This is a genomic window from Methylobacterium tardum, assembly GCF_023546765.1.
GTDB classification, from domain to species: Bacteria; Pseudomonadota; Alphaproteobacteria; order Rhizobiales; family Beijerinckiaceae; genus Methylobacterium; species Methylobacterium tardum.
The window spans coordinates 2,564,405-2,588,753 of record NZ_CP097484.1; the positions used below are offsets into that span (position 1 = coordinate 2,564,405).

Consider the following 24,349-nt stretch of genomic DNA (forward strand, 5'->3'; position numbering starts at 1 on the left):
TGCGTTAAAGATGTGGGTGGGCCAGCAACGACGGGTGGCCACGCCGCCGACCGGTCAGGCCGCCCCTTGCCTGATCGCCTCTGATGGTGCGGTCGCGGGCCGGCATGTGCAGGCTGCGGCAATCCGGTTCCCGATGGGCCCGCGCGAGACCCACTTCACAACCTATTGTCTTGATAGCGTTGGTTTAAAAGGTCTGTTAACGAACTCTTAACGTCATTTGCCTTGCAGCCCTGCCGGCGTGGTATGGACAAGCCGTGCCGGTCGCGGACCAGCGGCGGCCGGAACGTGCGAGTGCGTAATTTTGCGATGGCTGCAATCCGTGTTCGGTTCTGACGGCTCCCCCATCGTCCAGTACGTCGTGATTTTCGCCGTCATCTTCACGGCGCTTGCGGCCATCGTCTTCACGGTCCGGCGGCTCACGGGACGCAACCTCGCGTTGCCGGGGCGCGCGGGCGGCCGCGGTCGGCAGCCCCGGCTCGGGATCGCCGATGTCTACGAGCTTGACCGCGCACGCCAGCTGATCCTGCTGCGCCGGGACAATGTCGAGCACCTGCTCCTGGTGGGCGGCCCCAACGACGTGGTGGTCGAGCGCAACATCCAGCGCACCCAGCGCCCGCTGCCGGAGGCGAGCCTCCGGTCCGAGCCGGCCCCGGATGCCCTTGACGAGCCGCTACCCGATCCCCTGGTCCAGGGCGGGCGCCTGCCCGAGCCGCCGCGCGCCCTGGCCGAGACGGCCGGTCGCCGCGCCGAGCCCCTGTTCGATCCGGGCTTCGCGATGCCGGTGGTCGTGCCGCCACCCGTGCCGCGCTCCGCAGCCGCACCGCCCGTGACCCTGCCGCTCGACGCCGCCCTGCTCGGCGGTGATGAGCCCGGCCAGGATGTCTCCGCGCCCCTGGCGCCGGATCCGGTCGCGGAGGCACCCATCGCGCCGCCTCGGGCGCCACGCGAGTCGACGACCCCGCGGCGGATCCTGAGCCGGACCGCGCCGCCGCTCGCTGAGTCCCCGCCGCGCCCCGCCTCCGAGCGGAAGGCCGAGGCCGAGCCGGCCGAGTCGGGAGCGGCGCAAGCCCCGAGCCTCGCCGTCCCGTCCGAACGCCGCTCGGTCGATCCGGCGATCCTGTCCGACATGGCCCGGCAGCTTCAGGCCGCGCTCTCGCGCCCGTCCTCCGCCGTCACGCCCGCCCCGGTGCCCGCCGCGCCGGAGGGTGTTGATCCGGTGGCGGCCGCCATGGCCTCCACCCCGCCGGCGCCCGCGCCTGAGCCGATGCCTGCGGCTGCGATCCCGGACAGGCCGGCGGCTCCGGTCACGCCGAAACCTCCGGTCGTGCCGCCCGCACCGTCGACAGCGCCGGAGCCGGTCCCGGCTCCGCAGCCGCCCGCGCCGCCGCCGGCCCAGCCGGTGCTGCCGAAGGCCGCTCCGACGTTCGAGCCGCCGGTCGCCCGGTCCGACGCGAAATCAGCCGGCAATCCGTTCTCGGTGGAGGAGATCGAGGCCGAGTTCGCCCGATTGCTGGGCCGACCCCTCGACAAGCGGAGCTGAGCGCTCCGGATTCGGTCCCGGCCCGTCGCTCCGGCCAGGATGTGCGCTGTGACGAGGCTTAACGCCCGGCCCGCGCGCCGTTTACGTGCCGTTAACCCTCTGCTGGAACGTTCGGCCGCAGAGGAGGTCCCGATGCTTGCCCTGAACGCCGATACCGCCCGTCGCAGCCGCGCCTACCGGGCGTTCAAGCTCGACCGCGCCGGACGCGTCTTCTCGGCCGAGGTCGTGTCGGCCGAGGATGACAGCCGTGCGAAGCGCCAAGTGCGCGTGATGCTGGAGCGCAACACGATCGAGCTGTGGGAGCGGACGCGGTTCCTCGGCCGGTTCGAGCCGGAAGCCGGCCGGGCCTAGCGCCGTTCCCGATCGGGTTGCAACGGCCTGGACGACAAGCGTCTCCTGCCGAGACAGCCGCGCCATGCCCCTTCTCCCGTGCGGGAGAGGGTTGGGGTGAGGGCTAGGAGGCTTCACGGTGAGGCGCCCGCGCCGCGGGGCCTGGTTGCGCCTCGCCTGGGCAGACCTGATGCCTCACCCGGCTCTCTGCGCGGGCACACCGCTCCCGCACGGGAGAGGGACCCTACGCCTCGTCCGGCACGGGTATGTTCATCGACCCCGTCCCGATCCGATCCGGAACGGCTCTAGCGGCCCGACGTTTCCGGCATCGCCAGGACGGCGATGAAGCTGAGGGTCGCGGCGACCGCCAGGTAGATCCCGACGAAGCCGATCCCGCCATAGGCCGCGAGTTCCTGGGCGATGTAGGGCGCTCCGGATGCGCCCAGGATTCCCGCGAGATTGTACGTGACCGAGGCGCCGGTGTAGCGCACCCGGGTCGGGAACAGCTCCGGCAGCAGGGCGCCCATCGGGCCGAACACCCAGCCCATGGCCAGGAGGCTGAGGCACAGGAAGCCGAGGACCGGCGGCCACGTCCCGGTGCCGGCGGCCGTCCCTAGCATCGGCCCCATGAGGAAGCCCAGCAGGAACACCGCGGCCATGCCGGAGAGCAGCACCGGCCGGCGCCCGAACCGGTCGGCGGCGGCGCCCGAGATCACGGTGCCCAGCGCCATGAAGCAGACGGCGATGCACTCGAACAGCAGGAAGCTCGGCCGCGTGTAGCCGAGCGTGCCGGTGCCGTAGCCCAGGGCGAACACGGTCGACAGGTAGAACACCGCGTAGACCGCCACCATGGCGAAGGTGCCCATCAGGACCGCGCGCCCGTGCTGCGTCAGCATGGTGGCGAACGGCACGCGCTCCGGGCGGGCCTGGCTCAGCGCGGCCTTGAAGGCGGGCGTCTCGGTGAGCTTCAGGCGCACGTAGAGCCCGACGCCGACCAGGGCGGCGGAGGCCAGGAATGGCAGCCGCCAACCCCAGGCCTGGAAGTTCTCGGGCGACAGGCCGAAGCTCAGCGCCAGGAAGCCGAGATTGGCCAGAATGAAGCCGACCGGCGCGCCGAGTTGCGGGAAGATCCCGTACCACGCGCGCTTGCCCGGCGGTGCGTTCTCCACCGCCAGCAGAGCCGCCCCGCCCCATTCCCCGCCGAACCCGATGCCCTGGCCGCAGCGCAGGATGCAGAGCGCCGCCGGGGCCCACCAGCCGGCCGTGGCGTAGGTCGGCAGGCAGCCGATCAGGACGGTGGACAGGCCCATGATCAGCAGGGACGCCACCAGCGTCGCCTTGCGGCCGACCCGGTCGCCGAAATGCCCGAACAGGGCCGCACCCACCGGCCGCGCGATGAACGCGATGGCGAAGGTCGCGAAGGCGCTGAGCTGCTGCACGCCCGGCGCGCCGGCGGGGAAGAAGACCGGTCCGATCACCAGGGCGGTGGCCGTGGCGTAGATGTAGAAATCGAAGAACTCGATCGCCGTCCCGACGAAGCTCGCGGCCAGGATCCTCCCAGCGCTCGGTGCGGTGCCTGTGGCGCCTGCGGTCTCGACGGTCTGCAGCATGATCTGGACGGGGACGGTCTCGGTTCGATTGCGGCGCTTTCGCACGGGGCGGCCCGGACGGAAACCCTGAATCCGACATGGTGCCGACGGGATGGTCGAGGTCGCTGTGCGGCGCACCCATGGCGGCCTTGCGTTCCCGAGTCCCCTTCGCCAAGCTGAACGGCCATATTCCGCGACGGCTGCCGGCCGCGGCGCCGTCCACACCATTCGAGTATTGCGATGAGAGTCACTGTCGAGCGCGCGGCCCTGCTCAGGTCGCTCGGCCACGTGCACCGGGTCGCCGAGCGCCGCAACACGATCCCGATCCTGTCGAACGTCCTGCTGCGCTCGGAAGGCGCGAGCCTCCAGCTCCGGGCCACCGATCTCGACATCGAGGTCACCGAGGGGGTTCCGGCCGACGTCGCCGATGCGGGCGCCACCACGGTGCCGGCGCACGTGATCTACGACATCGTGCGCAAGCTCCCCGACGGCGCGCAGGTCTCCCTGGAGACCGGCGGCGAGGCCGGCCAGATGACGATCCGCTCCGGCCGCTCTCGCTTCGCCCTCGGGGCCCTGCCGGAAGGCGATTTCCCGGACCTCGCCGCCGGTGAGATGCCCCACGGCTTCGAGATCGCGAGCGCGGATCTCAAGCGCCTGATCGACAAGACGCAATTCGCGATCTCCACCGAGGAGACGCGCTACTATCTCAACGGCATCTACCTGCACACGCTGGAGACCGAGGCCGGCCCGGTGATGCGGGCCGTGGCCACCGACGGCCACCGGCTCGCCCGGGTCGAGATCCCGGCGCCGCAGGGCAGCGTCGGCATGCCCGGCGTGATCGTGCCCCGCAAGGCGGTGGCGGAGATCCAGAAGCTCCTCGACGACGGCGGCGAGACCGTCGCGGTCGACCTTTCGCCCGCCAAGATCCGTCTGCGCTTCGCTGGCGGACTGACCCTGATTTCCAAGCTGATCGACGGGACCTTCCCGGATTATCAGCGGGTGATCCCGGCCAACAACGACAAGCGGCTGACCGTGGAGCGCGACGCCTTCGCCAAGGCGGTCGACCGGGTCTCGACCATCTCGTCCGAGCGCGGCCGCGCAGTGAAGCTGGGGCTGGCCGAGGGCCGTCTCGCCCTCTCGGTGAACAACCCGGATTCGGGCAGCGCCACGGAGGAGCTCGACGTCGATTACGAGGCGGCCAACCTCGATATCGGCTTCAATGCCCGCTATCTGCTCGACATCACGGCGCAGCTCGAGGGCGACACCGCCCTGTTCAAGCTCGCTGATCCGGGCTCGCCGACGCTGATTCAGGACCGCGAGGGTGCCGCCGCGCTCTACGTGCTGATGCCGATGCGGGTTTAGGACTGCGTCGGCCCTTCCAGCTCCCGCCCTCGTCCTGAGGTGCCGGAGCATCGCGGAGGCCTCGAAGGAGGCCTTCAGGTGGCGCCACGGATTCTGGAGCCCGCCTTCGAGGCCCGCCGATGCGGGCACCTCAGGACGCGGTGGTTGTACGGGATGGCAGATGAGAGGGGAGTGTTGAGCGCCGTTCGGCTCAGTCCTCCGGATCGCCGATGAGCACTCCACTCGATCCGGAGATCGGGTCGAACGAGCCGGTCCAGCGCATCACCCGCCTGATCGCCCGCGACTTCCGCAACCACGCCGACCTCGAACTCGCGCCCGAGGCCCGGTTCGTCGCGCTGGTCGGCGAGAACGGCGCCGGCAAGACCAACCTGCTCGAAGCCATCTCCCTGTTCGTGCCGGGCCGGGGCCTGCGGCGGGCGGACTTCGCCTCCATGGCGCGGACCGAGGGACCGGGCGGCTTCGCCGTCTCGATCACCCTCGACCGGGACGGCGCCGAGCACCGGCTCGGCACCGGGCTGGAACCCCCGGGCCGGACGGGCGGGCAGGCCGGCTCTGCCGCATCGACGGCGCGCCGGCCTCCTCGCCGGTGGCCTTCAGCGAGTTCCTCCGGGTGGTCTGGCTGACGCCCGACCTCGACGGGCTGTTCCGCGGCGCGGCCGGCGACCGGCGCCGGTTCCTCGACCGCCTCGTTCTGGCGGTCGATGCCGGGCACGGGGCGCGGGTCTCCGCGATGGAGCGGGCCCTGCGCTCGCGGAACCGCCTCCTGGAGGATCGCCCCGACGACGACCGCTGGCTCGACGCGGTGGAGCGGGAGGTGGCCGAGCTCGGCGTCGCGGTGGCGCTGGCCCGGCGCGAGACCGCCGAGCGGCTCGACCGGCTGATCGCCGAGACCCGGGACGATGCGCAGCCCTTCCCCTGGGCCTCCATCCGCCTGGAGGGGGACCTCGATGATCTCGTCGCGGTCTGGCCCGCCATCGAGGCGGAGGACCGGTTCCGGCTGGCCCTGCGCAATGGCCGCCACCGCGACAGGGCCGCCGGCCGCACCCTGATCGGGCCGCAGACCAGCGACCTCGTGGTCCGCCACGGTCCCAAGGACGTGCCGGCCGGGACGGCGTCCACGGGCGAGCAGAAGGCGCTGCTGATCGGCCTCGTCCTGGCCCATGCCCGCCTGGTGCGGGCCATGAGCGGGATCGCCCCGGTGATCCTCCTCGACGAGGTGGCCGCCCATCTCGACCCGCGCCGGCGTGCGGGCTTGTTCGAGGCTCTGGAGGCCCTGCCCGGTCAGGTCTGGATGACGGGCGCCGATCCGGCCGCCTTCGCGCAGACCGGCGACCGGACCGAGGTGGTGCGGGTCGGGGCCTGAGCGGGGCTCTGACAGGAGCCGGTTGAAGGCCGCGATCGGCTTTGCCCGCGCGGATGGCTTGGCTGTGCGCGCAGAGACGGCCCGGCACGTCCGGGCCCTCTGCGAAGCCGCCCTCAGGCCGCCCGGACCGTCGCGAGGAAACGGGACACCTCCGCGCCGAGATGCTCGGACTGGCGCGACAGCTCGCCGGCGGCGCCCAGCACCTGGGCGGCGGCCGCGCCGGTCTCCTCGGAGGCCCGGGCCACGCCGGTGATGTTGCTCGTCACCTCGTCGGTGCCGGTCGCCGCCTGCGCGACGTTGCGGACGATCTCCTGTGTGGCCGCGCCCTGCTGCTCCACGGCCGCGGCAATGGTGGTCGCGACCCCGTCGATCTCGCGGATCCGCGCCGCGATCGTGTCGATGGCCGAGACCGCTTGGCCGGTCACGCCCTGGATCTGGCCGATCTGCTGGCCGATCTCCTCGGTGGCCTTCGCCGTCTGCGCTGCGAGCTCCTTCACTTCGGCGGCGACCACCGCGAAGCCCCGACCCGCCTCTCCGGCGCGGGCCGCCTCGATCGTGGCATTCAGAGCCAGCAGGTTGGTCTGTCCGGCGATGCTCGAGATCAGCCCGACCATGTCGCCGATGCGCGTGGCCGCCTGGGTCAGCGCCTGGACGAGGTGCTGGGTCTCGTCGGCCTCGCCGACCGCCGTCTGCGCGAGGCTGGCCGAGCCGAGCACCTGCCGGCCAATCTCCTGCACCGACGAGCCGAGTTCCTCGGCCGCGGCCGCCACGGTCTGAACGTTGGCGGAGGCCTCCTCGGCGGCCGACGCCACGGCGGTGGATTGGTTGGCCGTCTCGGTGGCGCTGGCCGTCATGGTCTGGGCGGTGGCCTGCAGTTCCGTGGCCGAGGACGAGACCATCCCGACGATGCTCCCGACCGCCTGCTCGAACCCGTCGGCCAGCTCCAGCATGGTGCGCTTGCGCTCGGCCTGGGCGGCCTCGTCGGCGATGCGCCGGACCTCGGCCTCCTCGGCGGCCTTGCGGGCCACCATGGCCTTGATGCCCTCGACCGCCTTCCCGACCGCGCCGACCTCGTCCCGACGGACGGCCTCCTTGATCTCGGCGTCGATCTCGCCCTGCGCCATACGCTGCAGGACCGACACGAGGCGCGAGAGCGGGCGCGTGATCCCCGCCACCGCGATGAACACCGCCGCGGCGAGCCCGGCGAGCATGCCCAGGGCGCTGAACAGGATCAGGCTGTAGCGGGTCGCGTTGGTCTTGTCGGTCAACTCGTCCGACGCCTTGGCGACATAAGCGCCGATGTCGTCGGCGATCTTGTTGCCGGCCTCGATCATCGCCGAGAAGGTCGGGTCGATCGCCGAATGGACCAGCACGAGGGCCTTGTCGTTCTGGTTGGTGGTCCCGAGCCGGCGCACTTCGCCGACGTTCTGAACAAAGCGTTCGATGCGCTCGCCCTGCGCGTTGATCGCGGTCGCGAAGGCCGGCGCATGCGCGCGGAGAGCCTCGATTGTCGGCCTCACCTTCGGAAGAGCGGCCTCGAAGCCTCGGTTGGCGCTCTGCATCTGCGCCTCCTCGGTCTCCGCGATGATCCGGTAGACCCAGTAATTGAGCTCGAACATGAGGCGGTTGAGGCGCCGGGCCTCGACCGCCGCCACCGTCTCGTTGCTGAGAAAGTCGCTGTAGGCTTGGTCGATCTCGCGCATTCGGCCCTGTCCATACCAGACACAGGCGCCGACAATCTCTGATGACAGCAATGACGGCGATCAGCTTGGGCAGAACCTTAAGATTTGACAGCCTTACCACAGTCTTCATGTCCCGGATTGAAAATCGATATGGCCGTTCTGGATGGTCGTTCGAAGGATTGACTGTGAGAAGTAAAAAACGAATTAATCTCTCTTGTCTGTTATGACGTATAAACCTCGATTTTACAAGTCGACTTGTTTGATATGTATCGGCTTATCAAGTGGTATATTTGAATAAATAATACTCATATTCGGGAATTTGACCTCAGAATTTGTCCTTGGAAATTTGTATTGGACGACGTGCTATTGCGCTCAAGCGCAAGCGTCGGTTCGCAGGAGAAGCCGGTCGACCGGAGCTGGTTCGTCGCGCCGCGCGTCGCTGTCGCGCAGGTCTTCGCGGCGCTCGGTCTTTTCAGGGACGGGTCGGAGCGCCACATGGGGTGGATCCTCCACCTGTCGCCTGCTCACACGGAACCGGAGACGCATGTCCAAGCCCGTCCACGCCATGATCCGGGTCCTTGAGGAGCAGCGCGCGCGTGACTACTACGCCCGCGCCTTCGGCCTTGAGGTGTCCGACCGCTACGACTTTCCCGACTTCACGCTGATCTACCTGCGCGACCCGGCCTCGCCGTTCGAGCTGGAACTCACGGTCAACAAGGGGCGCGACACGCCCTACGATCTGGGCGACGGCTACGGGCACATCGCCTTCGTGGTCGATGACGTGGAGGCCGAGCATGCGCGGCACCGGCGCGAGGGCTTCACGGTCACGGATCTGAAGACGCTCAAGCACGGCGAGGACGTGCTGGCCCGGTTCTTCTTCGCCACGGATCCGGACGGCTACAAGATCGAGGTCATCCAGCGCGGCGGGCGTTTCGCCTGACACGCCCGGAACCGACGCAGCCGGCCCCTCGATAGACACATCCGAGTTCCATGCAGGACAAGACCCGAATCGTCTGCCTCCGCCACGGCGAATCGACGTTCAACGCCGCGCACAAGCTCGGGCGCGGCGATCCCGGGCTGCCCGACGCCCGGCTGACCCCGCGCGGCCGTGCCCAGGCCCGGGACGCGCGGGAGCGGCTGCGGTCGGTCCCGTTCGATCTGGTGGTGGTGTCGCCGTTGACCCGCGCGATCGAGACCGCCGCGATCGTGTTCGGCGATCATCCGAGCGAGCCCCGCGTTCTGGTCGAGGTGCTGCATCGGGAATGCCAGGAGAGCAGCTGCGACGTCGGCCGTGCGGCCTCGGAGATCGCGGCCGAATTCCCGCATCTCGACGTCGGCCACCTGCCCGAGATCTGGTGGCACGCGGAAGCCGGTTGCGAGGTCGGCGGCTACCCGGTCGAGCCGCGCCACCTGTTCGACGCCCGGGTCGCGGCGTTCCGCGACTGGCTGCGCACCCGGCCGGAACGGACCATTGCGGTGGTCGGGCACGGCACGTTCTTCTATCACCTCACCGGCACGTTCCTGGAGAATTGCGGTACGATCGAGCTCGATCTCGACGCCGCGCCCGTGGCGGCCTGATCAGGCCGGGGCCAGGGCGCGCGCCGCGTCGAGCCGCTCCCGGGCTCCGGCCAGGGCGATCTCCGGCGCCTGCCGGCCGAGACTGAGGGCCGCGTCGAGGATCGCGCAGGCTTGGCTCCAGGTCCCGGCCACGAAGGGCGCGGCCCCTTCGGCGACCTCGGCGGCGCAGCGCGCATCGTCGCCGGAGCGCTGCGCGGCCGTCGCCGTCCGAGACACCGCCGCGGTCAGCGCGCCCTCGCGCCAGCGCCGCCCCCGGGCCGCCGCCTGCGCGAGCGCCCCGCCCCGCCAGGCCGCTGCCTTCGCGGCCGCCAGCGCGATGGACCAGTCCGGGGCCCCGGCGCAGGCCTCGGCATCCTCGGCCATGCCGGCGAGGGTGCAGAGCGGCGCCAGGATGCGCCGCACGCTCTCCAGCGCCAGCCGCGCTGTGCGTGCGGCCTCGACCTCCGGCGTGTCGGCGCTGCCCGAGAGCCGCAGCACGAAGGCCATGAGCTGCGGCCGGATGTCGTCCGGCATGGCGTCGTTGAGGCCGAGGGCGTAGGCGGCGATCGGCCGCGAGAAGCAGGGCGGGCAATCCGCGCTGGAGCGGATCGCCCGGTACGGCAGACCGGCCGCCACGATCGCGGCCTCGTTGATACAGGTTCCGCCATCGGGGCCGGGGAACGGGTGAGACCCGGCGAGCAGGCGCCAGTTCAGGATCGGCTCGAAGTCGGGATGCATGGGCGCGCTCTCCGTCTCGGGTGCGCAGCGTGGCACGCCGCGTTCCGGAAGGCGAGGCCCCCTCAGCCGCCGAGCCCGGGCGCGAGGCCCGAGAGCATCGCGGTGCCGAGGACCAGCACGAAGGCTGCGGCAACAAGTTCCAGGCCACCGAGCGCCAGGAGCCCCGCCTTGCCCCGGCCGCCCGCGAGGCGCAGGGCCGCGCGCTTGGCGAAGACCGCCAGACAGGCCAGCGCCGTCGTGGTGAGCGCGGTGCCCAGCGCCATCGCCAGGATCGCCAGCACGCCCGCCCCGGGCACGCCCTGCGACACCGCGAAGACCAGGACCAGCACCGCGCCCGCACAGGGGCGCGTGCCCGCCGCCAGCACCACACCGGCCCGCTCGCGCCACGTGTCGTGGGTGTCGAGGGCCTGCGGCTCGGGCAGGTGGCTGCAGCCGGGGCCGCAGCCGGCGCCGAGATGCGCGAGGCGCCCGGCCTTGCGCCACGTCAGCACCAGCCCGATCAGGGCGACGAGGGCGAAGCTCACCGTCTCGATCAGCGTGCCGGCCCGGGTGATGCTCGCTGCCGTGGCGTTGAGGACCAACGTGCCGAGGCCGACGATCGCCCCGGCCATGCAGGCCTGGAGCAACGCGGCGCAGACGCTCAGCATCGCGCCGCGCCGGATCGCCCGCTCGCCCGCCAGGATATAGCCCGCGATCACCGCCTTGCCGTGGCCGGGGCCGGCGGCGTGGAACACGCCGTACGCGAAGGCGAGCCCGACCAGCGGGCTCCAGCTGCCGCCGCTCCGGAGCGCGCTCACCGCGGCGTTGAGGCTGCGCGAGAAGCTCGCCTGCAGAGCCAGGATCACGCCGCCGATCCCCGTCGCGGCCGGGGCAGCCTCCCGGAAGCCGATCCCGAACGGCGAGCGCGGCGGCGGCGCGACGATGCCGGGCGCGACGAGCCACGCGATCGCGGCCGCCAGCAGGGCGGCGAGCCCGATGGCCAGTACCATGAGGCCGAGCCGCAATCCCAGCCGACCCGGTTGGGCCGGCGCGGCGATCCCGATGCCTACGGACATGCCACGAGAACCCGGCTGGCGAACTGGACCCCGTAGCTGGAGGCCGCGGTCAGCGCCTCGAAGAACGCCTCGGTCATTCCCGAGGAGCCGGCCTCCGCCGTCTTCGGCTGCTCGGTCTTCGGGCGGGTGACGGTGGCGGCGCAGCCCTGCGGCGCGCCCGCGAGGGTCGCGGCTTCGGGTCCGTCCGCGAACGAGAAGGCCACGAAGTAGGTCGGGTCGTAGACCTCCAGGGCGGCGACTCCCCGCCCCTGCAGGACCGGCGTCTTGAGCGGCAGCAGGAAGGTCATGACCAGAGCCTTGTCCTCCATGCGGGCCGCCGGCTCCCTGGGATCGGCGAAGGCCTGCTCCTTGCCGCCGACCTTCAGCTTCGTGAAGTAGCCGAATTCGGCGAGGTTGGCGGTGTTCTCGGCCGCGAGCCCGGCGAGTTCGTCGGGGCTGAGCGTGCCGTCCTTGTTGGTGTCGAGGCCCTGCGTGACGTAGGCGGTGTATTCGGGGTCGAAGCTCCACGTGTCGCGCACGCCGACGAGCTTGCCGCCCTCGTAGACGAGCTGCGCCTTCGCGGTCACCCAGACGTGCGGGTGCGCGGACGCCTCCGAGGCGGCGCAGGCGAGGAGGGCGGCCAGCGCCAGGGCGCGCGGCTTCGGGCAGTGCGCGGCGATCAGCATGGGCGGAGGCACGCTCGCGGCGGGAGGGAAGCGGTCAGGGCGGGTCTTCCTCGCGTGCCGGTTGGGCGAAAGCGAGGCGCGCGGGCGATCGCGCCCGGCAGTGAGCCGCGCCATCCGCTCCGTCATTCCGGGACGCCGGAGGCGGACCCGGAATCCAGACGCACTGTCAGTGCTTATTCTTGGAGCCTCGGCGTGTCTGAATCCCGGGCTCCGCTGCGCGGCCCCGGGATGACGCCGTGGATGCGGCGCTCACTCGCCCGCGTCGAGACCCATCAGCTGGAAGCTCACCCGCAGGTCGTTCGACATCGGGATGTCGAGGCGCTCGCCGTTGGGCAGGCGCTTGAGGAACCAGCGCTCGTAGGTCCAGCGCAGCGCGCGGGACTCGGCGAGGCGCGTGAAGGTCTGCTGCACGAGGCCGGCGAGTTCCGGGTCGTCCTTGCGGAACATGATGCCGTAGGGCTCGTAGGAGAGCTTGTCGGGCAGCACCGTGTAGTTCGCCCCGTCCTGCGCGTCGGTGGCGATCAGCCCGTAGAGGAGCACGTCGTCGGTGGCGAAGGCGTCGGCCTTGCCGGCCTTGACCATGGCGTAGGAGGCGGCGTGGTCGGGGGCGGTCACCAGCTGGGCGGCGATCTTCAGCCGGGTGAGCTGGTCGCGCACGGCCTTCTCGTTGGTGGTGCCTGCGGTGACCACCACGGTCTTGCCGCCGAGATCCCGGTAGGACGCGATGCCCGATCCGCGCTTTACCAGGAGTTGGGTCGCGCTGATGTAATCCACCGGCGAGAAGGCGACCTGCCGGCGGCGCTCGGCATTGGCGGTGGTCGAGCCGCATTCGAGGTCGATCTTGCCCGAGGCCACCGCGTCGATGCGGGTCTCGGCGGTGACCGGCGCGTAGCGGATCTTCACCGGGCGGCCGATCGCCGCCTGGACGTCGTCGGCGATCTCGCCGCAGAGGTCGATGGCGTAGCCGATCGGCCGCGGGCTGCCGTCCGGCTGCTTGCCTTCCACGAAGGAGAACGGCACCGAACTCTCCCGGTAGCCGAGCACGATCTCGCCGCGCTCGGCGACGCTCTTGAGCGTGCCGGTGAGCACCTCGATGGCGGAAGCCGGCGACGCGCCAGCCAGCGCCAGGACCAGAAACGAGACGAGCCGCATCGTCATCACCCGCCCTTTCGAGGCGCACCTTTGGGTGCCAGCAAAGTCACGCATCGCGGTCTGACGCCAACGCCTTGAGAACAGACACTTTTCCCCTCCCCCTTGTGGGGAGGGGTCAGGGGTGGGGGTGGTGCAGACGGCACCGCATCGCTCGATCTTGCGCGACCCCCACCTCCAACTCCTCCCCGCAAGGGGGAGGAGAGCGCGTCACCGCCGACGATCTGCAACCATCTTAGCCTGTGGATCAGCCCCCACCACGAGGACTCTCCCCTACTCCGCCGGCGAGGGCACGGTGCCGACATGGTCGAGGCGCTGGTCGGTCGTGCTGAGCTGGCCCTCCCACTTGGCGACCGCCACCGTGGCGACGCTGTTGCCAAGCACGTTGGTGGCCGAGCGGCCCATGTCGAGGAACTGGTCGATGCCGATGATCAGCAGCAGGCCGGCCTCCGGGATGTTGAACTGCGTCAGCGTCGCCGAGATCACCACCAGCGAGGCGCGCGGCACGCCGGCCATGCCCTTCGAGGTGACCATCAGCAGGAACAGCATCGTGAGCTGCTGACCCCAGGTCAGCGGGATGTTGTAGGCCTGAGCGATGAACATAACCGCGAAGGTGCAGTACATCATCGAGCCGTCGAGGTTGAACGAGTAGCCCATCGGCAGCACGAACGAGGTGATCCGGTTGGGAACGCCGAACTGCTCGAGGTTGGTCAGCATCTTCGGGTAGGCCGCCTCGCTCGACGCGGTCGAGAAGGCGAGCACGAAGGGCTCCTTGATCAGGTTGATCAGCCGCATGATGCCGCCGCCGCCGAGCAGCAGGAAGCCGACACCCATCAGCAGCGCCCAGAGCACCGCGAGGCCGATGTAGAACTCGATCAGGAACTTGCCGTAGGTGATGAGCACACCGATGCCCTGCGTGGTGATCGTCGCCGCGATGGCGGCGAACACCGCTACGGGAGCGAACAGCATCACGTAGCCCGTCACCTTCAGCATGACGTCGGCCACGCCCTCGATCCCCTTGGCGAGGAAGTGGCCCTTCTCGCCGAGAGCCGCGAGCGCGACGCCGAAGAAGATCGAGAAGACCACGATCTGCAGGATCTCGTTGTTGGCCATGGCCTCCACGGCGCTCTTGGGCACCAGGTGGGTCACGAATTCCTTGAGCGAGAGCGAGGCGGTCTTCAGGCCTGTGCCGGCGCCGACATCGGGCAGCGGCAGGTTCAGGTTCACGCCCGGCTGCATGATGTTGACCAGGATCAGGCCGAGCATCAGCGAGCAGAACGAGGCGCCGACGAACCAGAGCAGCGCCTTGCCGCCGACGCGGCCGACCGCGGCGGTGTCGCCGAGATGCGCGATGCCGACGACCAGCGTCGAGAACACCAGCGGCGCGATGATCATCTTGATCAGCCGCAGGAACACGTCGGAGATCAGCGCGATATAGCCGGCGATCTCCTTGGCGGTCTGCGGATCCGGCCAGGTGATACTGCAGGCGTAGCCCACCGCGATCCCGAGGAGCATGCCGACGAAGATCATCGTCGTGAGCCGTGAACCTGCCATCGGTACTGCTCCTCGCCAGCGCCCGGGATGAGCGAGCATTAAAGTTCGTTAACGTGAAGCACGAACTACGCCAGACGCAAGCCCATTCAGGCCCGGTTACTGGTGCGGTCGACTGTTTTCACGCGACGCTCGGGCGGCGATGAAACCGGTGGCCGGTTGGCTACGCTTGCGGTACGAGACTTGCGGCGACGATCCGCCCGCGCTCGGCGCGGGCAGCACAAAAAACGAGCGCGCGCGGGAGTCCATGGACGTTTTCGTACAGCAGTTGATCAACGGGCTGACGCTCGGTTCGATCTACGGCCTGATCGCCATCGGCTACACCATGGTGTTCGGCATCATCGGCATGGTGAACTTCGCCCACGGCGACGTCTTCATGGTCTCCTGCTTCATCGCGCTGATCACCTTCCTGCTTTTGACTGTCTGGCTCGGCGTCAGCTCCATCGCGCTGGCCTTCCTGGTGGTGCTGGTGGTCGCCATGGCGCTCACCGCCCTGTGGGGCTGGGCGATCGAGCGGGTGGCCTACCGGCCGCTGCGCGGCTCGTTCCGGCTGGCGCCGCTGATCTCGGCGATCGGCGTCTCGATCTTCCTGTCGAACTTCGTGCAGGTCGTTCAGGGCGCCCGCAACAAGCCGACGCCGCCGATGCTGTCGGGCGGCATCACCCTGTTCGAGCGGGACGGCTACGCGGTGTTCCTGGCCTGGAAGCAGGTGCTGATCATGGCGGTCACCGCCGTGCTGCTCACCGGCTTCTGGTACCTCGTGCAGCGCACGCCCTTCGGGCGGGCGCAGCGCGCCTGCGAGCAGGACCGCAAGATGGCGGCTTTGCTCGGCATCGACGTCGACCGCACGATCTCGCTGACCTTCGTGCTCGGCGCCGCGCTGGCCGCGGTCGCGGGGGTCCTCTACCTCATGTATTACGGCGTCGTGTCCTTCTCCGACGGGTTCGTGCCCGGCGTGAAGGCGTTCACCGCCGCGGTGCTCGGCGGCATCGGCTCCCTGCCGGGCGCCGTGCTCGGCGGCCTGATCATCGGGCTGATCGAGACCTTCTGGTCCGCCTACTTCTCCATCGAGTACAAGGACGTCGCCGCCTTCTCGATCCTGGCGATCGTGCTGATCTTCATGCCCTCGGGCATCCTGGGCCGGCCCGAGGTCGAGAAAGTCTGATGGCCGGTTCCCAGACTGCGCTCCCGGGCTCCGCGATGGCCGGCATCCTGCGCGACGCCGCCCTCTACGCCCTCGTCACTTTCGGCCTCTGCGTGCCGATCATCGCCTACCGCACCGATCCCGGGCCGGGGAGCGAGCTGGTGCTCGTGCCGCGCTGGGGTCTGGTTGCGGCGCTCTGCCTGGCGATCTTCGTCGCCCGCATCGTGCAGCGGCTCGTGCTCCTGCGCCGGGACGCCCGGCGGGCGCTGACCCCCTCCCCGGTCCAGGCCACCGAGGCGGTTCACGGCGAGCCCGACGCCGGCCAGAAGACCTCGAAGGTCGGGCTCTACAGCTTCATCATCATCGCCCTGACCCTGCCGATTCTCGCGGCGCTCGCCACCGGCGACCTGTCCTCGGCCCGCTACTGGATCGACCTCGGCATCCTGATCCTCACCTACGTGATGCTCGGCTGGGGCCTGAACATCGTGGTCGGTCTCGCGGGCCTGCTCGATCTCGGCTACGTCGCCTTCTACGCGGTCGGCGCCTATTCCTACGCGCTGCTGTCGACCACCTTCGGCCTGTCGTTCTGGATCTGCCTGCCGCTGGCCGGCCTGTTCGCCGGCCTGTGGGGGATGATCCTCGGCTTCCCGGTCCTGCGCCTGCGCGGCGACTACCTCGCCATCGTGACGCTGGCCTTCGGCGAGATCATCCGCCTCGTCCTGATCAACTGGACCGACGTGACCGGCGGCGGCGCCGGCATCTCGCCGATCCCCCGGGCGACCTTCTTCGGGATCCCGTTCACCGCCGGCGATGACGGCTTCGCGGCCACCTTCGGCATCCCGTACGACTCGATGCACCGGCTCGTGTTTCTCTATTACCTGATCCTCGCGCTCGCCCTCATCACCAACTTCGTCACCCTGCGCCTGCGCCGCCTGCCGATCGGCCGCGCCTGGGAGGCCCTGCGCGAGGACGAGATTGCGTGCCGCTCGCTCGGCATCGACACCACAGCCACGAAGCTCACGGCCTTCGCGCTCGGCGCGGCCTTCGGGGGCGTGGCCGGCTCGTTCTTCGCCGTGCGCCAGGGCTTCATCAGCCCGGAGAGCTTCAACTTCCTGGAGAGCGCCATCATCCTGGCGATCGTGGTGCTCGGCGGCATGGGCAGCCAGGTCGGCGTTGCGATCGCCGCGGTGGCGATGGTCGGCGGGCCGGAGATGCTGCGCAACCTCGGCTTCCTGAAGGCCGTGTTCGGCGAGGGTTTCGACCCGAGCGAGTACCGCCTGCTCCTGTTCGGCCTCGCCATGGTGGCCATGATGGTCTGGCGCCCGCGCGGGCTGATCTCGGTGCGGTTGCCCTCGGTGTCGCTGGGCGAGCGTCGCGCCGTCTCGGGCGCCCATGTCAGCGAGGGGCACGGCTGATGGCGACGTCATCCTCGCCCCGCCGGTGCTCGCGGTCGAGCACCTGACCATGCGGTTCGGCGGCCTGACCGCCGTGTCCGACCTGTCGTTCGAGGCGCGCCGCGGCGACATCACCGCGCTGATCGGCCCGAACGGGGCCGGCAAGACCACGGTGTTCAACTGCATCACCGGCTTCTACAAGCCGACCGAGGGCATGCTGACGCTGTCGCATACGGATGGCACCACGCACCTGCTGGAGCGGCTGCCTAACCACAAGGTCAACCGCACCGCCCGGGTGGCCCGGACCTTCCAGAACATCCGCCTGTTCCAGGGCATGACCGTGCTGGAGAACCTGCTGGTCGCGCAGCACGCGCCGCTGATGCGGGCCTCGGGCTACACGATCCTGGGGCTCCTCGGCCTCAAGACCTACCGGGACGCGCAAGGAGCCGCGATCGAACGCGCCAAGGCGTGGCTCGAGCGGATCGACCTGATGAGGCGCGCCGACGACCCGGCCGGCGCCCTGCCCTACGGCGCGCAAAGGCGCCTGGAGATCGCCCGGGCGATGTGCACCGACCCGGTGCTGCTCTGCCTCGACGAGCCGGCCGCCGGCCTCAATCCGCGGGAATCGGCCGAGCTGAACGGCCTCCTGCGCCACATCCGCGACGAACACGACACCTCGGTGCTGCTGATCGAGCACGACATGTCGGTGGTGATGGAGATCTCCGACCACGTGGTCGTGCTCGATTACGGCGTGAAGATCGCCGACGGATCCCCCGCCGAGGTCCGGGCCGACCCGAAGGTGATCGCCGCCTATCTCGGCGTCGAGGACGAGGAGGTCGAGGCCGTGGAGGCCGAGGTCGGGATCACCGTGCCGCACGCCGACGCCCAGACGGGAGCCCCGGCATGAGCGTCGCCGGCATCAACGTCCTGGTCGAGGAGACCCGGGCGATCCAGGCGGGGGGCAAGCCCCGCTCCTCGCGGTGCGCGACGTCTCGACCTATTACGGCAGCGTCGCGGCCCTGCGCGGGGTCGATCTCGACGTCGCCGAGGGCGAGATCGTCACGCTGATCGGCGCCAACGGCGCCGGCAAGTCGACCCTGATGATGACGATCTTCGGCAGCCCCCAAGCGCGCTCGGGGACGATCACCTACGACGGGCGGGACATCACCCGGCTGCCGACCCACGCCATCGCCCGGCTCGGCATCGCCCAGTCGCCGGAGGGCCGCCGGGTCTTCCCGCGCATGAGCGTCTACGAAAATCTCCAGATGGGCGCCGCGCTCCACGACGGGCGCTTCTTCGCCGAGGATCTGGAGAAGGTCTGCGTCCTGTTCCCGCGGGTGAAGGAGCGCCTGAACCAGCGCGCCGGCACCATGTCGGGCGGCGAGCAGCAGATGCTGGCCATCGCCCGGGCGCTGATGAGCCGTCCGCGGCTGCTGCTCCTCGACGAGCCGTCGCTCGGCCTCGCGCCGCTGGTGGTGAAGGGCATCTTCGACGCGATCCGCGAGCTGAACCGGACCGATGGCATGACGATCTTCCTCGTGGAGCAGAACGCCTACCACGCCCTGAAGCTCGCCCATCGCGGCTACGTGCTGGTCAACGGCCGGGTGACCATGAGCGGCACCGGGCGCGCGCTCTTGGACGATCCGAACGTCAAGGCCGCCTATCTGGAGGGGGGCCATGCCGGCCCGGTCGGGGCATGAGCGTGTTGCAGGGGATCCTGTACGAGGAGCCGTCGGCCTGGCTGTTCCTGCTCGTCACCGTCGTGATGGGCGGCTGGGCCGGCTGGATGGCGGCCCGCGGCATCGCCCGGGGCTGGCGGCCGTTCTGGCACTGCGCCCTGGCGCTGCTCCTGGTGGCGGCTGCCGTGCGCTTCATCCACTACGCCCTGTTTTCGGGCACGCTGCTGTCGCTGCACTACTATGCGGTCGACGCGGCCGTCGTCATGATCATCGGCGCGGCGGGCTTCCGCTACACGCGGACGCGCCAGATGACGAGCCAGTACCGCTGGCTCTACGAGAAGACCTCACCGCTGACCTGGCGTGCACGGGCGCCTGCGGCGGGCGAGGTCCGATGAGTGCGGCCGGATCCGCACGTGCGGTCCTGACACTAAGGGGAAGTACGCGATGAGATCGATTCTGCTGGCGGGGCTCGCCCTCGGCGCGATGGTGGCGGCCGCGCAGGCCGCCGAGGTCAAGCTCGGCGTCGCCGCGCCGATCACCGGCAACAGCGCCGCCATCGGCGCGCAGCTCAAGAACGGCGCCAGCCAGGCGGTCGAGGACCTCAACAAGGCCGGCACCCTCAAGGGCACGACGCTCACCGTCACGGTCGGCGACGACGCCTCCGACCCGAAGCAGGGCGTGTCGGTCGCCAACAAGTTCGCCAGCGAAGGCGTGAAGATGGTCGTCGGCGACTACAATTCCGGCGTCTCGATCCCGGCCTCCGACGTCTATCTCGATGCCGGCATCATCCAGGTCACCCCCGCCTCCACGAACGTGAAGTTCACCGAGCGCGGCATGTGGAACACGTTCCGCACCTGCGGTCGCGACGACCAGCAGGGCGCGGTGGCCGGCACCTACCTGGCCGAGCACTTCAAGGGCAAGAAGATCGCCTTCGTCCACGACAAGACCCCCTACGGCAAGGGTCTCGCCGACGAGACCCTGAAGGCCCTCAAGGCCAAGGGCGGCAAGGAGGCGATGTACGAGGGCATCAACCCGGGCGAGAAGGATTATTCCGCGCTCGTGTCCAAGCTGAAGTCGGCCAACGTCGATGTCGTCTATTTCGGCGGCTACTACACCGAGGCCGGGCTGATCCTGCGCCAGATGCGCGACCAGGGCCTGAAGGCGCCGATGATGGGCGGCGACGGCATGGTCGACCGCGAGCTCGTGGCGATCGCGGGTCCGGCCGCCGAGGGCACGCTGACCACCTTCCCGCCGGACGCCCGCAAGAACCCGAACGCCAAGGGCGCGCTGGCCGCCTTCAAGGCCAAGAACATCGATCCCGAGGGCTACACCCTCTACTCGTACGCGGCCGTTCAGGTCCTGGCCAAGGCCATGGCCGAGACCGGCTCCAGCGACGGCAAGAAGCTCGCCGAGTGGCTGCACCAGGGCAAGCCGGTGGACACGGTGGTCGGCCCGATCGCCTACGACAAGAAGGGCGACATCACCCGGCCCGACTACGTCATGTACGAGTGGAAGAAGGGCGCCGACGGCAAGATCGACTACAGCGGCAACGAGCTGACGAAGTAAGCCGCACGGGCCGCGACCACCGTCATTCCGGGACGCCGCAGGCGGGTCCGGAATCCAGAGCCGCCGTCATCGCCAGGGCTTGCGCGCCGGCGGCCATGGATCCCGGGTTCCGCTGCGCGGCCCCGGAATGACGGGGTGGTCGTTTGGTCCGATCACGCGCCAATCGGATAAGTGAAGTTCCGGGATCGGTGAGTCTCGGCGCGCTGTCGTTCTGTAAGTCTCAGTCCGTTTTCGCCTCGCAGGACTGTGCGGGGCGGCACTGTCGTTTTCTATGCCGTGGATTCGTCAGCCAAGTTGGCGGATCGGTCCTCTACACCGCGTGCGTACGCCTAAGAAGTGTGCATGATGCCGGCGGCGTGGGCGATGGGCCGGCTCGACGCCTGGGAGGAGGCCATGAGGACGGCGGGGATCGCGTCTGCGGACGTGCGCACGAGCTTGGCCGCGCCCTCTCCGTACTCGGCCGCAGCGCCGCGCGGCCCCTCGACCCGTCTCCCGGCACCATCATTGCAAAGGCGTCGCCCGAGCGGGCGGGCCCGCGTGCGCCGCCGCCAGCCGACACTGTTCGGCCTGATCCAGGAGTTCCGTACCGATGCAGTCTGATTTCACTCGCCGCGGCGTTGCCGCGGCGCTGGGCCTGACCTTCGCCCTGGCCCCGATGGGCCTGCAGGCGCAGGAGCTGACCGGCACCCTCAAGAAGGTGAAGGATTCCAACGCCATCGTCATCGGCTACCGCGACGCGTCCGTGCCGTTCTCGTATCTCGGTGCCGACCAGAAGCCGGTCGGCTACGCGATGGACATCTGCTTCAAGATCGCCGACGCCGTGAAGGCCAAGCTCAACCTCCCGAATCTCGAGGTGAAGCTGAACCCGGTCACCTCCGCCACCCGCATCCCGCTGATGGCGAACGGCACGATCGACCTCGAGTGCGGCTCGACCACCAACAATGCCGAGCGCGAGAAGCAGGTGTGGTTCACCAACTCGCACTTCCTGACCGCGACCCGCTACGTCTCGAAGAAGTCGGCCAACCTGCACACGATCGAGGACCTGAAGGGCAAGACCGTCGTGTCGACCTCAGGCACCACGAACATCAAGCAGATCAACGAGGCCAACACGGAGCGGAAGCTCGGCCTGACGATCCTGCCGGCCAAGGACCACGCCGAGGCGTTCCTGATGGTCGAGACCGGCCGCGCCGCCGCCTTCGTCATGGACGACGTGCTGCTCGCCTCGCTCGCCGCCTCGCCGAAGGACCCGTCGGCCTACGAGATCTCCACCGAGGCCCTGTCGAAGCCCGAGCCCTACGGCATCATGCTGCGCAAGGACGACACGGAGTTCAAGAAGGTCGCGGACGACGCCACCGCCAAGCTCTACACGAGCGCCGAGGGCAAGGCCCTCTACGACAAGTGGTTCACCAAGCCGATCCCGCCGCGCAACATCAACCTCAACCTGCCGATGAGCGCGGAGATGAAGAAGCAGTTCACGACGCCGATCTCCAGCCCCGATCCGGCGGCCTACTGAGATCCGTTCGGTACGCTTTCATGCCATGATGCGCACCGCGGGCTCCGGCCTGCGGTGCGTCTCTATAAGTTCACAGTAGAAGCGGCGCGATGAACTACAACTGGAACTGGCGGATCTTCTTCGACGCCTCGCCGGAGGGCAACGGCACGTATCTCGACATGCTGCTCTCGGGGCTCATGTGGACGATCACGACCGCGCTCTGCTCCTGGGTGATCGCGTTCTTCTTAGGGTCCCTGATCGGCGTGCTGCGGACCCTGCCGTCGAAGCCCGCGAACGCCATCGGCACCGCCTACGTGGAACTGTTCCGCAACGTGCCGCTGCTGGTGCAGATGTTCCTCTGGTACTTCGTGCTGCCCGAAGTGATCCCGACCCGGATCGGCGACGCGATCAAGCAGCTGCCCGACGCGCCGTTCTACACGGCGGTGGTCTGCCTCGGGTTCTTCACCGCCTCGCGCGTCGCCGAGCAGGTCCGCGCCGGCATCCAGTCGCTGCCGCGAGGCCAGCGCATGGCCGGCACCGCCATGGGCTTCACGACCTACCAGACCTACCGCTACGTCCTGCTGCCCAACGCCTACCGGATCATCCTGCCGCCGATGACCTCGGAATTCCTCAACAACCTGAAGAACACGTCGGTGGCGCTGACCATCGGCCTTCTCGAGCTGACCGCCCGCGCGCGCTCGATGCAGGAATTCTCCTTCCAGGTGTTCGAGGCGTTCACGGCGGCGACGATCCTCTACGTGATCATCAACCTCGTGGTCGTCACGGCGGCGACCTTCCTGGAGAAGGCGGTGGCGATCCCCGGCCAGCGCTGACGGCCGCCCGCTTCCGCCCCGCCACCCCGCCCGACGGCCACCGGTAACAGGCCCCGATGCTCTCGAATTTCGATTTCTCCGTCATCGTCTCGTCCCTGCCCTACCTGTTCGGTCAGGGCATGGTCTTCACCGTGACGCTCACTGCCATGGCGGCCTTGGGCGGCGTGATCATCGGCACGCTTCTGGCGATGGCGCGGCTCTCGGGCATTCCCGGCGTCAGCCATCTCGCCAAGGGCTATGTCGAGCTGTGCCGCTCGCTGCCGCTCGTGCTGGTGATCTTCTGGTTCTACTTCCTAGTGCCGTATATCGGCGCCTACGTGACCGGATCGGCGACGCCGATCCAGGTGGGCGCCTTCCCGTCGGCGCTGATCACCTTCATGGCCTTCGAGGCCGCCTACTTCTCGGAGATCATGCGGGCGGGCATCCAGTCGATCCCGAAGGGGCAGACCGCCGCCGCGCAGGCGCTGGGGATGAACTACTGGCAGACCATGGGCAACGTCGTCCTGCCCCAGGCCTTCCGCAACATGCTGCCGCTGCTGCTGACCCAGACAATCGTGCTGTTCCAGGACACGTCCTTGGTCTACGTCCTGTCGCTCACAGACTTCATGGGCGCCGCCTCGAAGGTGGCCCAGCGCGACGGCCGTCTCGTCGAGATGTATATCTTCGCGGCCGTGGTCTATTTTGCGATCTGCTTCTCGGCCTCGTTCCTGGTGCGCCGCCTGCAGCGCCGCGTGGCCATCATCCGCTGACCGACACTGGAGACCGTGTCATGACCTCGTCCCCGATGCCGGCCCCCACCGCCGCCGAACCCGTCGCCGATGCGGCCCACGCGCCGAAGGATGCCGGCCTGCAGTCCGGCAGTCTGATCTCCGGCGCGCCCGTCGCGGAGCCCGGCGAGACGATGATCGCCATCGACAACATCAGCAAATGGTACGGCGACTTCCAGGTGCTGACCAACTGCACCACGAAGGTCGCCAAGGGCGAGGTCGTGGTCGTCTGCGGCCCGTCGGGCTCCGGCAAGTCGACCCTGATCAAGTGCGTCAACGCCCTGGAGCCGTTCCAGAAGGGCCAGATCACGGTGGCGGGCACCAAGGTCGCCGACAAGGCGACCAACCTGCCGAAGCTCCGCTCCCGGGTCGGCATGGTGTTCCAGCACTTCGAGCTGTTCCCGCACCTGTCGATCACCGAGAACCTCACCATCGCCCAGCGCAAGGTTCTGGGCCGCGGCGCCGAGGACGCGAAGAAGCGCGGCCTCGACCTGCTCGCCCGGGTCGGCCTCGGCGCCCACGCGAATAAGTTCCCGGGCCAGCTCTCGGGCGGCCAGCAGCAGCGCGTGGCGATCGCCCGGGCGCTGGCCATGAACCCGGTGGTGATGCTGTTCGGCGAGCCGACCTCGGCGCTCGACCCCGAGATGGTCGGGGAAGTGCTCGACGTGATGGTGGAACTCGCCAAGGAGGGCATGACCATGATGGTCGTGACCCACGAGATGGGCTTCGCCCGCAAGGTCGCCGACCGGGTGATCTTCATGGATCGCGGCGAGATCGTCGAGGACGCCCGGAAGGACGAGTTCTTCGGCAGCCCGCGCTCCGAGCGGGCCCAGACCTTCCTGTCGAAGATCCTGCAGCACTGAGGGTGCGGGTGGGGGGCCGAAGACGGCCGG

At 69.4% G+C, this 24,349-nt stretch carries 21 protein-coding genes and 2 pseudogenes; 16 read left to right on the forward strand and 7 right to left on the reverse strand.

Translation table 11 applies throughout. From position 1 onward, the window contains the following. Positions 1-319 precede the first annotated feature (319 nt). Both M6G65_RS12165 and M6G65_RS12170 read left to right on the forward strand, forming a co-directional pair. Complete coding sequence (locus tag M6G65_RS12165; RefSeq protein WP_250103979.1) at positions 320-1,540, forward strand: hypothetical protein; 1,221 nt, start codon at positions 320-322, stop codon at positions 1,538-1,540. A gap of 132 nt (positions 1,541-1,672) precedes the next feature. Then, positions 1,673-1,891 carry a hypothetical protein gene (locus M6G65_RS12170; protein ID WP_250103980.1) on the forward strand — a complete coding sequence of 73 codons (219 nt, stop codon included), beginning with the start codon at positions 1,673-1,675 and terminating at the stop codon, positions 1,889-1,891. Positions 1,892-2,175: 284 nt separating this feature from the next. Here the strand turns inward: M6G65_RS12170 and M6G65_RS12175 are convergent, their stop codons facing one another. Beyond that, entirely contained in the window at positions 2,176-3,480 is a 1,305-nt protein-coding gene (locus tag M6G65_RS12175; RefSeq protein WP_238195597.1) for an MFS transporter, read from the reverse strand. 219 nt (positions 3,481-3,699) lie between these two features. Between M6G65_RS12175 and dnaN the strand changes: the two genes are divergently transcribed. Together dnaN and recF are read left to right on the forward strand one after the other, a co-directional pair. Then, positions 3,700-4,821: a DNA polymerase III subunit beta gene (gene dnaN, locus M6G65_RS12180; RefSeq protein ID WP_250103981.1), complete on the forward strand. Its 1,122-nt coding sequence runs from the start codon at positions 3,700-3,702 to the stop codon at positions 4,819-4,821. A 209-nt stretch (positions 4,822-5,030) separates the two neighbouring features. Next, positions 5,031-6,184: pseudogene (recF, locus tag M6G65_RS12185) on the forward strand (DNA replication/repair protein RecF). Positions 6,185-6,297: 113 nt separating this feature from the next. Here the strand turns inward: recF and M6G65_RS12190 are convergent. Then, positions 6,298-7,996 (reverse strand): annotated as a pseudogene (locus M6G65_RS12190) (methyl-accepting chemotaxis protein). 414 nt (positions 7,997-8,410) lie between these two features. Between M6G65_RS12190 and M6G65_RS12195 the strand changes: the two are divergent. Further along, positions 8,411-8,806, forward strand: coding sequence for a VOC family protein (locus tag M6G65_RS12195; protein WP_238195595.1), 396 nt, complete (start codon positions 8,411-8,413; stop codon positions 8,804-8,806). A gap of 50 nt (positions 8,807-8,856) precedes the next feature. Beyond that, positions 8,857-9,444, forward strand: coding sequence for a histidine phosphatase family protein (locus M6G65_RS12200; protein WP_250103982.1), 588 nt, complete (start codon positions 8,857-8,859; stop codon positions 9,442-9,444). On the opposite strand, the gene M6G65_RS12205 is transcribed toward M6G65_RS12200, so the two are convergent. The 5 genes from M6G65_RS12205 to M6G65_RS12225 form a co-directional block, all read right to left on the reverse strand. After that, positions 9,445-10,161 (reverse strand): hypothetical protein, encoded by a 717-nt coding sequence (locus M6G65_RS12205; RefSeq protein ID WP_238195593.1) that lies wholly within the window; start codon positions 10,159-10,161, stop codon positions 9,445-9,447. A 62-nt stretch (positions 10,162-10,223) separates the two neighbouring features. Continuing rightward, positions 10,224-11,216 (reverse strand): nickel/cobalt transporter, encoded by a 993-nt coding sequence (locus M6G65_RS12210; RefSeq protein WP_238195592.1) that lies wholly within the window; start codon positions 11,214-11,216, stop codon positions 10,224-10,226. Beyond that, complete coding sequence (locus tag M6G65_RS12215) at positions 11,207-11,881, reverse strand: DUF1007 family protein (protein ID WP_238195591.1); 675 nt, start codon at positions 11,879-11,881, stop codon at positions 11,207-11,209. Before M6G65_RS12215 ends, M6G65_RS12210 begins: the two co-directional genes overlap by 10 nt. A gap of 249 nt (positions 11,882-12,130) precedes the next feature. Then, on the reverse strand, positions 12,131-13,039 hold the full coding sequence (locus M6G65_RS12220) for an amino acid ABC transporter substrate-binding protein (protein ID WP_238195590.1): 909 nt from the start codon (positions 13,037-13,039) through the stop codon (positions 12,131-12,133). A 264-nt stretch (positions 13,040-13,303) separates the two neighbouring features. Further along, positions 13,304-14,584, reverse strand: a complete 1,281-nt coding sequence (locus M6G65_RS12225) for a dicarboxylate/amino acid:cation symporter (protein ID WP_238195589.1) — start codon at positions 14,582-14,584, stop codon at positions 13,304-13,306. A 244-nt stretch (positions 14,585-14,828) separates the two neighbouring features. Here M6G65_RS12225 and M6G65_RS12230 point away from each other — a divergent pair, with 244 nt between their 5' ends. The 10 genes from M6G65_RS12230 to M6G65_RS12275 all read left to right on the forward strand — a co-directional run bounded on the left by M6G65_RS12230 (position 14,829) and on the right by M6G65_RS12275 (position 24,319). Further along, positions 14,829-15,746: a branched-chain amino acid ABC transporter permease gene (locus tag M6G65_RS12230; RefSeq protein WP_012319217.1), complete on the forward strand. Its 918-nt coding sequence runs from the start codon at positions 14,829-14,831 to the stop codon at positions 15,744-15,746. Beyond that, positions 15,746-17,140, forward strand: a complete 1,395-nt coding sequence (gene livM / locus M6G65_RS12235) for a high-affinity branched-chain amino acid ABC transporter permease LivM (RefSeq protein ID WP_250103983.1) — start codon at positions 15,746-15,748, stop codon at positions 17,138-17,140. Before M6G65_RS12230 ends, livM begins: the two co-directional genes overlap by 1 nt. Further along, entirely contained in the window at positions 17,118-18,026 is a 909-nt protein-coding gene (locus tag M6G65_RS12240; RefSeq protein ID WP_250103984.1) for an ABC transporter ATP-binding protein, read from the forward strand. Before livM ends, M6G65_RS12240 begins: the two co-directional genes overlap by 23 nt. A 73-nt stretch (positions 18,027-18,099) precedes the next feature. Further along, entirely contained in the window at positions 18,100-18,819 is a 720-nt protein-coding gene (locus tag M6G65_RS12245; protein ID WP_250103985.1) for an ABC transporter ATP-binding protein, read from the forward strand. Between the two features lie 5 nt (positions 18,820-18,824). Then, positions 18,825-19,193 carry a DUF6867 family protein gene (locus M6G65_RS12250; RefSeq protein ID WP_238195622.1) on the forward strand — a complete coding sequence of 123 codons (369 nt, stop codon included), beginning with the start codon at positions 18,825-18,827 and terminating at the stop codon, positions 19,191-19,193. A 49-nt stretch (positions 19,194-19,242) separates the two neighbouring features. Further along, complete coding sequence (locus tag M6G65_RS12255; protein ID WP_238195585.1) at positions 19,243-20,364, forward strand: branched-chain amino acid ABC transporter substrate-binding protein; 1,122 nt, start codon at positions 19,243-19,245, stop codon at positions 20,362-20,364. 589 nt (positions 20,365-20,953) lie between these two features. After that, positions 20,954-21,877: an amino acid ABC transporter substrate-binding protein gene (locus M6G65_RS12260; RefSeq protein ID WP_250103986.1), complete on the forward strand. Its 924-nt coding sequence runs from the start codon at positions 20,954-20,956 to the stop codon at positions 21,875-21,877. Positions 21,878-21,966: 89 nt separating this feature from the next. Beyond that, entirely contained in the window at positions 21,967-22,689 is a 723-nt protein-coding gene (locus M6G65_RS12265; protein ID WP_238195583.1) for an amino acid ABC transporter permease, read from the forward strand. Between the two features lie 56 nt (positions 22,690-22,745). Beyond that, a complete protein-coding gene (locus tag M6G65_RS12270; RefSeq protein WP_250103987.1) occupies positions 22,746-23,438 on the forward strand; it encodes an amino acid ABC transporter permease in 693 nt (230 codons plus the stop codon). 152 nt (positions 23,439-23,590) lie between these two features. After that, on the forward strand, positions 23,591-24,319 hold the full coding sequence (locus tag M6G65_RS12275) for an amino acid ABC transporter ATP-binding protein (protein ID WP_250104238.1): 729 nt from the start codon (positions 23,591-23,593) through the stop codon (positions 24,317-24,319). Positions 24,320-24,349: the final 30 nt, after the last annotated feature.

What these genes read in the sequence shown, in the direction of transcription:
- M6G65_RS12225 (WP_238195589.1), bottom strand. Translation starts at nt 14,584, where the DNA reads ATGGCAGGTTCACGGCTCACGACGATGATCTTCGTCGGCATGCTCCTC.
- M6G65_RS12220 (WP_238195590.1), bottom strand. Translation starts at nt 13,039, where the DNA reads ATGACGATGCGGCTCGTCTCGTTTCTGGTCCTGGCGCTGGCTGGCGCG.
- M6G65_RS12255 (WP_238195585.1), top strand. Translation starts at nt 19,243, where the DNA reads ATGAGATCGATTCTGCTGGCGGGGCTCGCCCTCGGCGCGATGGTGGCG.
- M6G65_RS12270 (WP_250103987.1), top strand. Translation starts at nt 22,746, where the DNA reads ATGCTCTCGAATTTCGATTTCTCCGTCATCGTCTCGTCCCTGCCCTAC.
- M6G65_RS12265 (WP_238195583.1), top strand. Translation starts at nt 21,967, where the DNA reads ATGAACTACAACTGGAACTGGCGGATCTTCTTCGACGCCTCGCCGGAG.
- M6G65_RS12260 (WP_250103986.1), top strand. Translation starts at nt 20,954, where the DNA reads ATGCAGTCTGATTTCACTCGCCGCGGCGTTGCCGCGGCGCTGGGCCTG.
- M6G65_RS12205 (WP_238195593.1), bottom strand. Translation starts at nt 10,161, where the DNA reads ATGCATCCCGACTTCGAGCCGATCCTGAACTGGCGCCTGCTCGCCGGG.
- M6G65_RS12200 (WP_250103982.1), top strand. Translation starts at nt 8,857, where the DNA reads ATGCAGGACAAGACCCGAATCGTCTGCCTCCGCCACGGCGAATCGACG.
- M6G65_RS12175 (WP_238195597.1), bottom strand. Translation starts at nt 3,480, where the DNA reads ATGCTGCAGACCGTCGAGACCGCAGGCGCCACAGGCACCGCACCGAGC.
- dnaN (WP_250103981.1), top strand. Translation starts at nt 3,700, where the DNA reads ATGAGAGTCACTGTCGAGCGCGCGGCCCTGCTCAGGTCGCTCGGCCAC.
- M6G65_RS12275 (WP_250104238.1), top strand. Translation starts at nt 23,591, where the DNA reads ATGATCGCCATCGACAACATCAGCAAATGGTACGGCGACTTCCAGGTG.
- livM (WP_250103983.1), top strand. Translation starts at nt 15,746, where the DNA reads ATGGCCGGTTCCCAGACTGCGCTCCCGGGCTCCGCGATGGCCGGCATC.
- M6G65_RS12215 (WP_238195591.1), bottom strand. Translation starts at nt 11,881, where the DNA reads ATGCTGATCGCCGCGCACTGCCCGAAGCCGCGCGCCCTGGCGCTGGCC.
- M6G65_RS12170 (WP_250103980.1), top strand. Translation starts at nt 1,673, where the DNA reads ATGCTTGCCCTGAACGCCGATACCGCCCGTCGCAGCCGCGCCTACCGG.
- M6G65_RS12210 (WP_238195592.1), bottom strand. Translation starts at nt 11,216, where the DNA reads ATGTCCGTAGGCATCGGGATCGCCGCGCCGGCCCAACCGGGTCGGCTG.
- M6G65_RS12240 (WP_250103984.1), top strand. Translation starts at nt 17,118, where the DNA reads ATGTCAGCGAGGGGCACGGCTGATGGCGACGTCATCCTCGCCCCGCCG.
- M6G65_RS12195 (WP_238195595.1), top strand. Translation starts at nt 8,411, where the DNA reads ATGTCCAAGCCCGTCCACGCCATGATCCGGGTCCTTGAGGAGCAGCGC.
- M6G65_RS12230 (WP_012319217.1), top strand. Translation starts at nt 14,829, where the DNA reads ATGGACGTTTTCGTACAGCAGTTGATCAACGGGCTGACGCTCGGTTCG.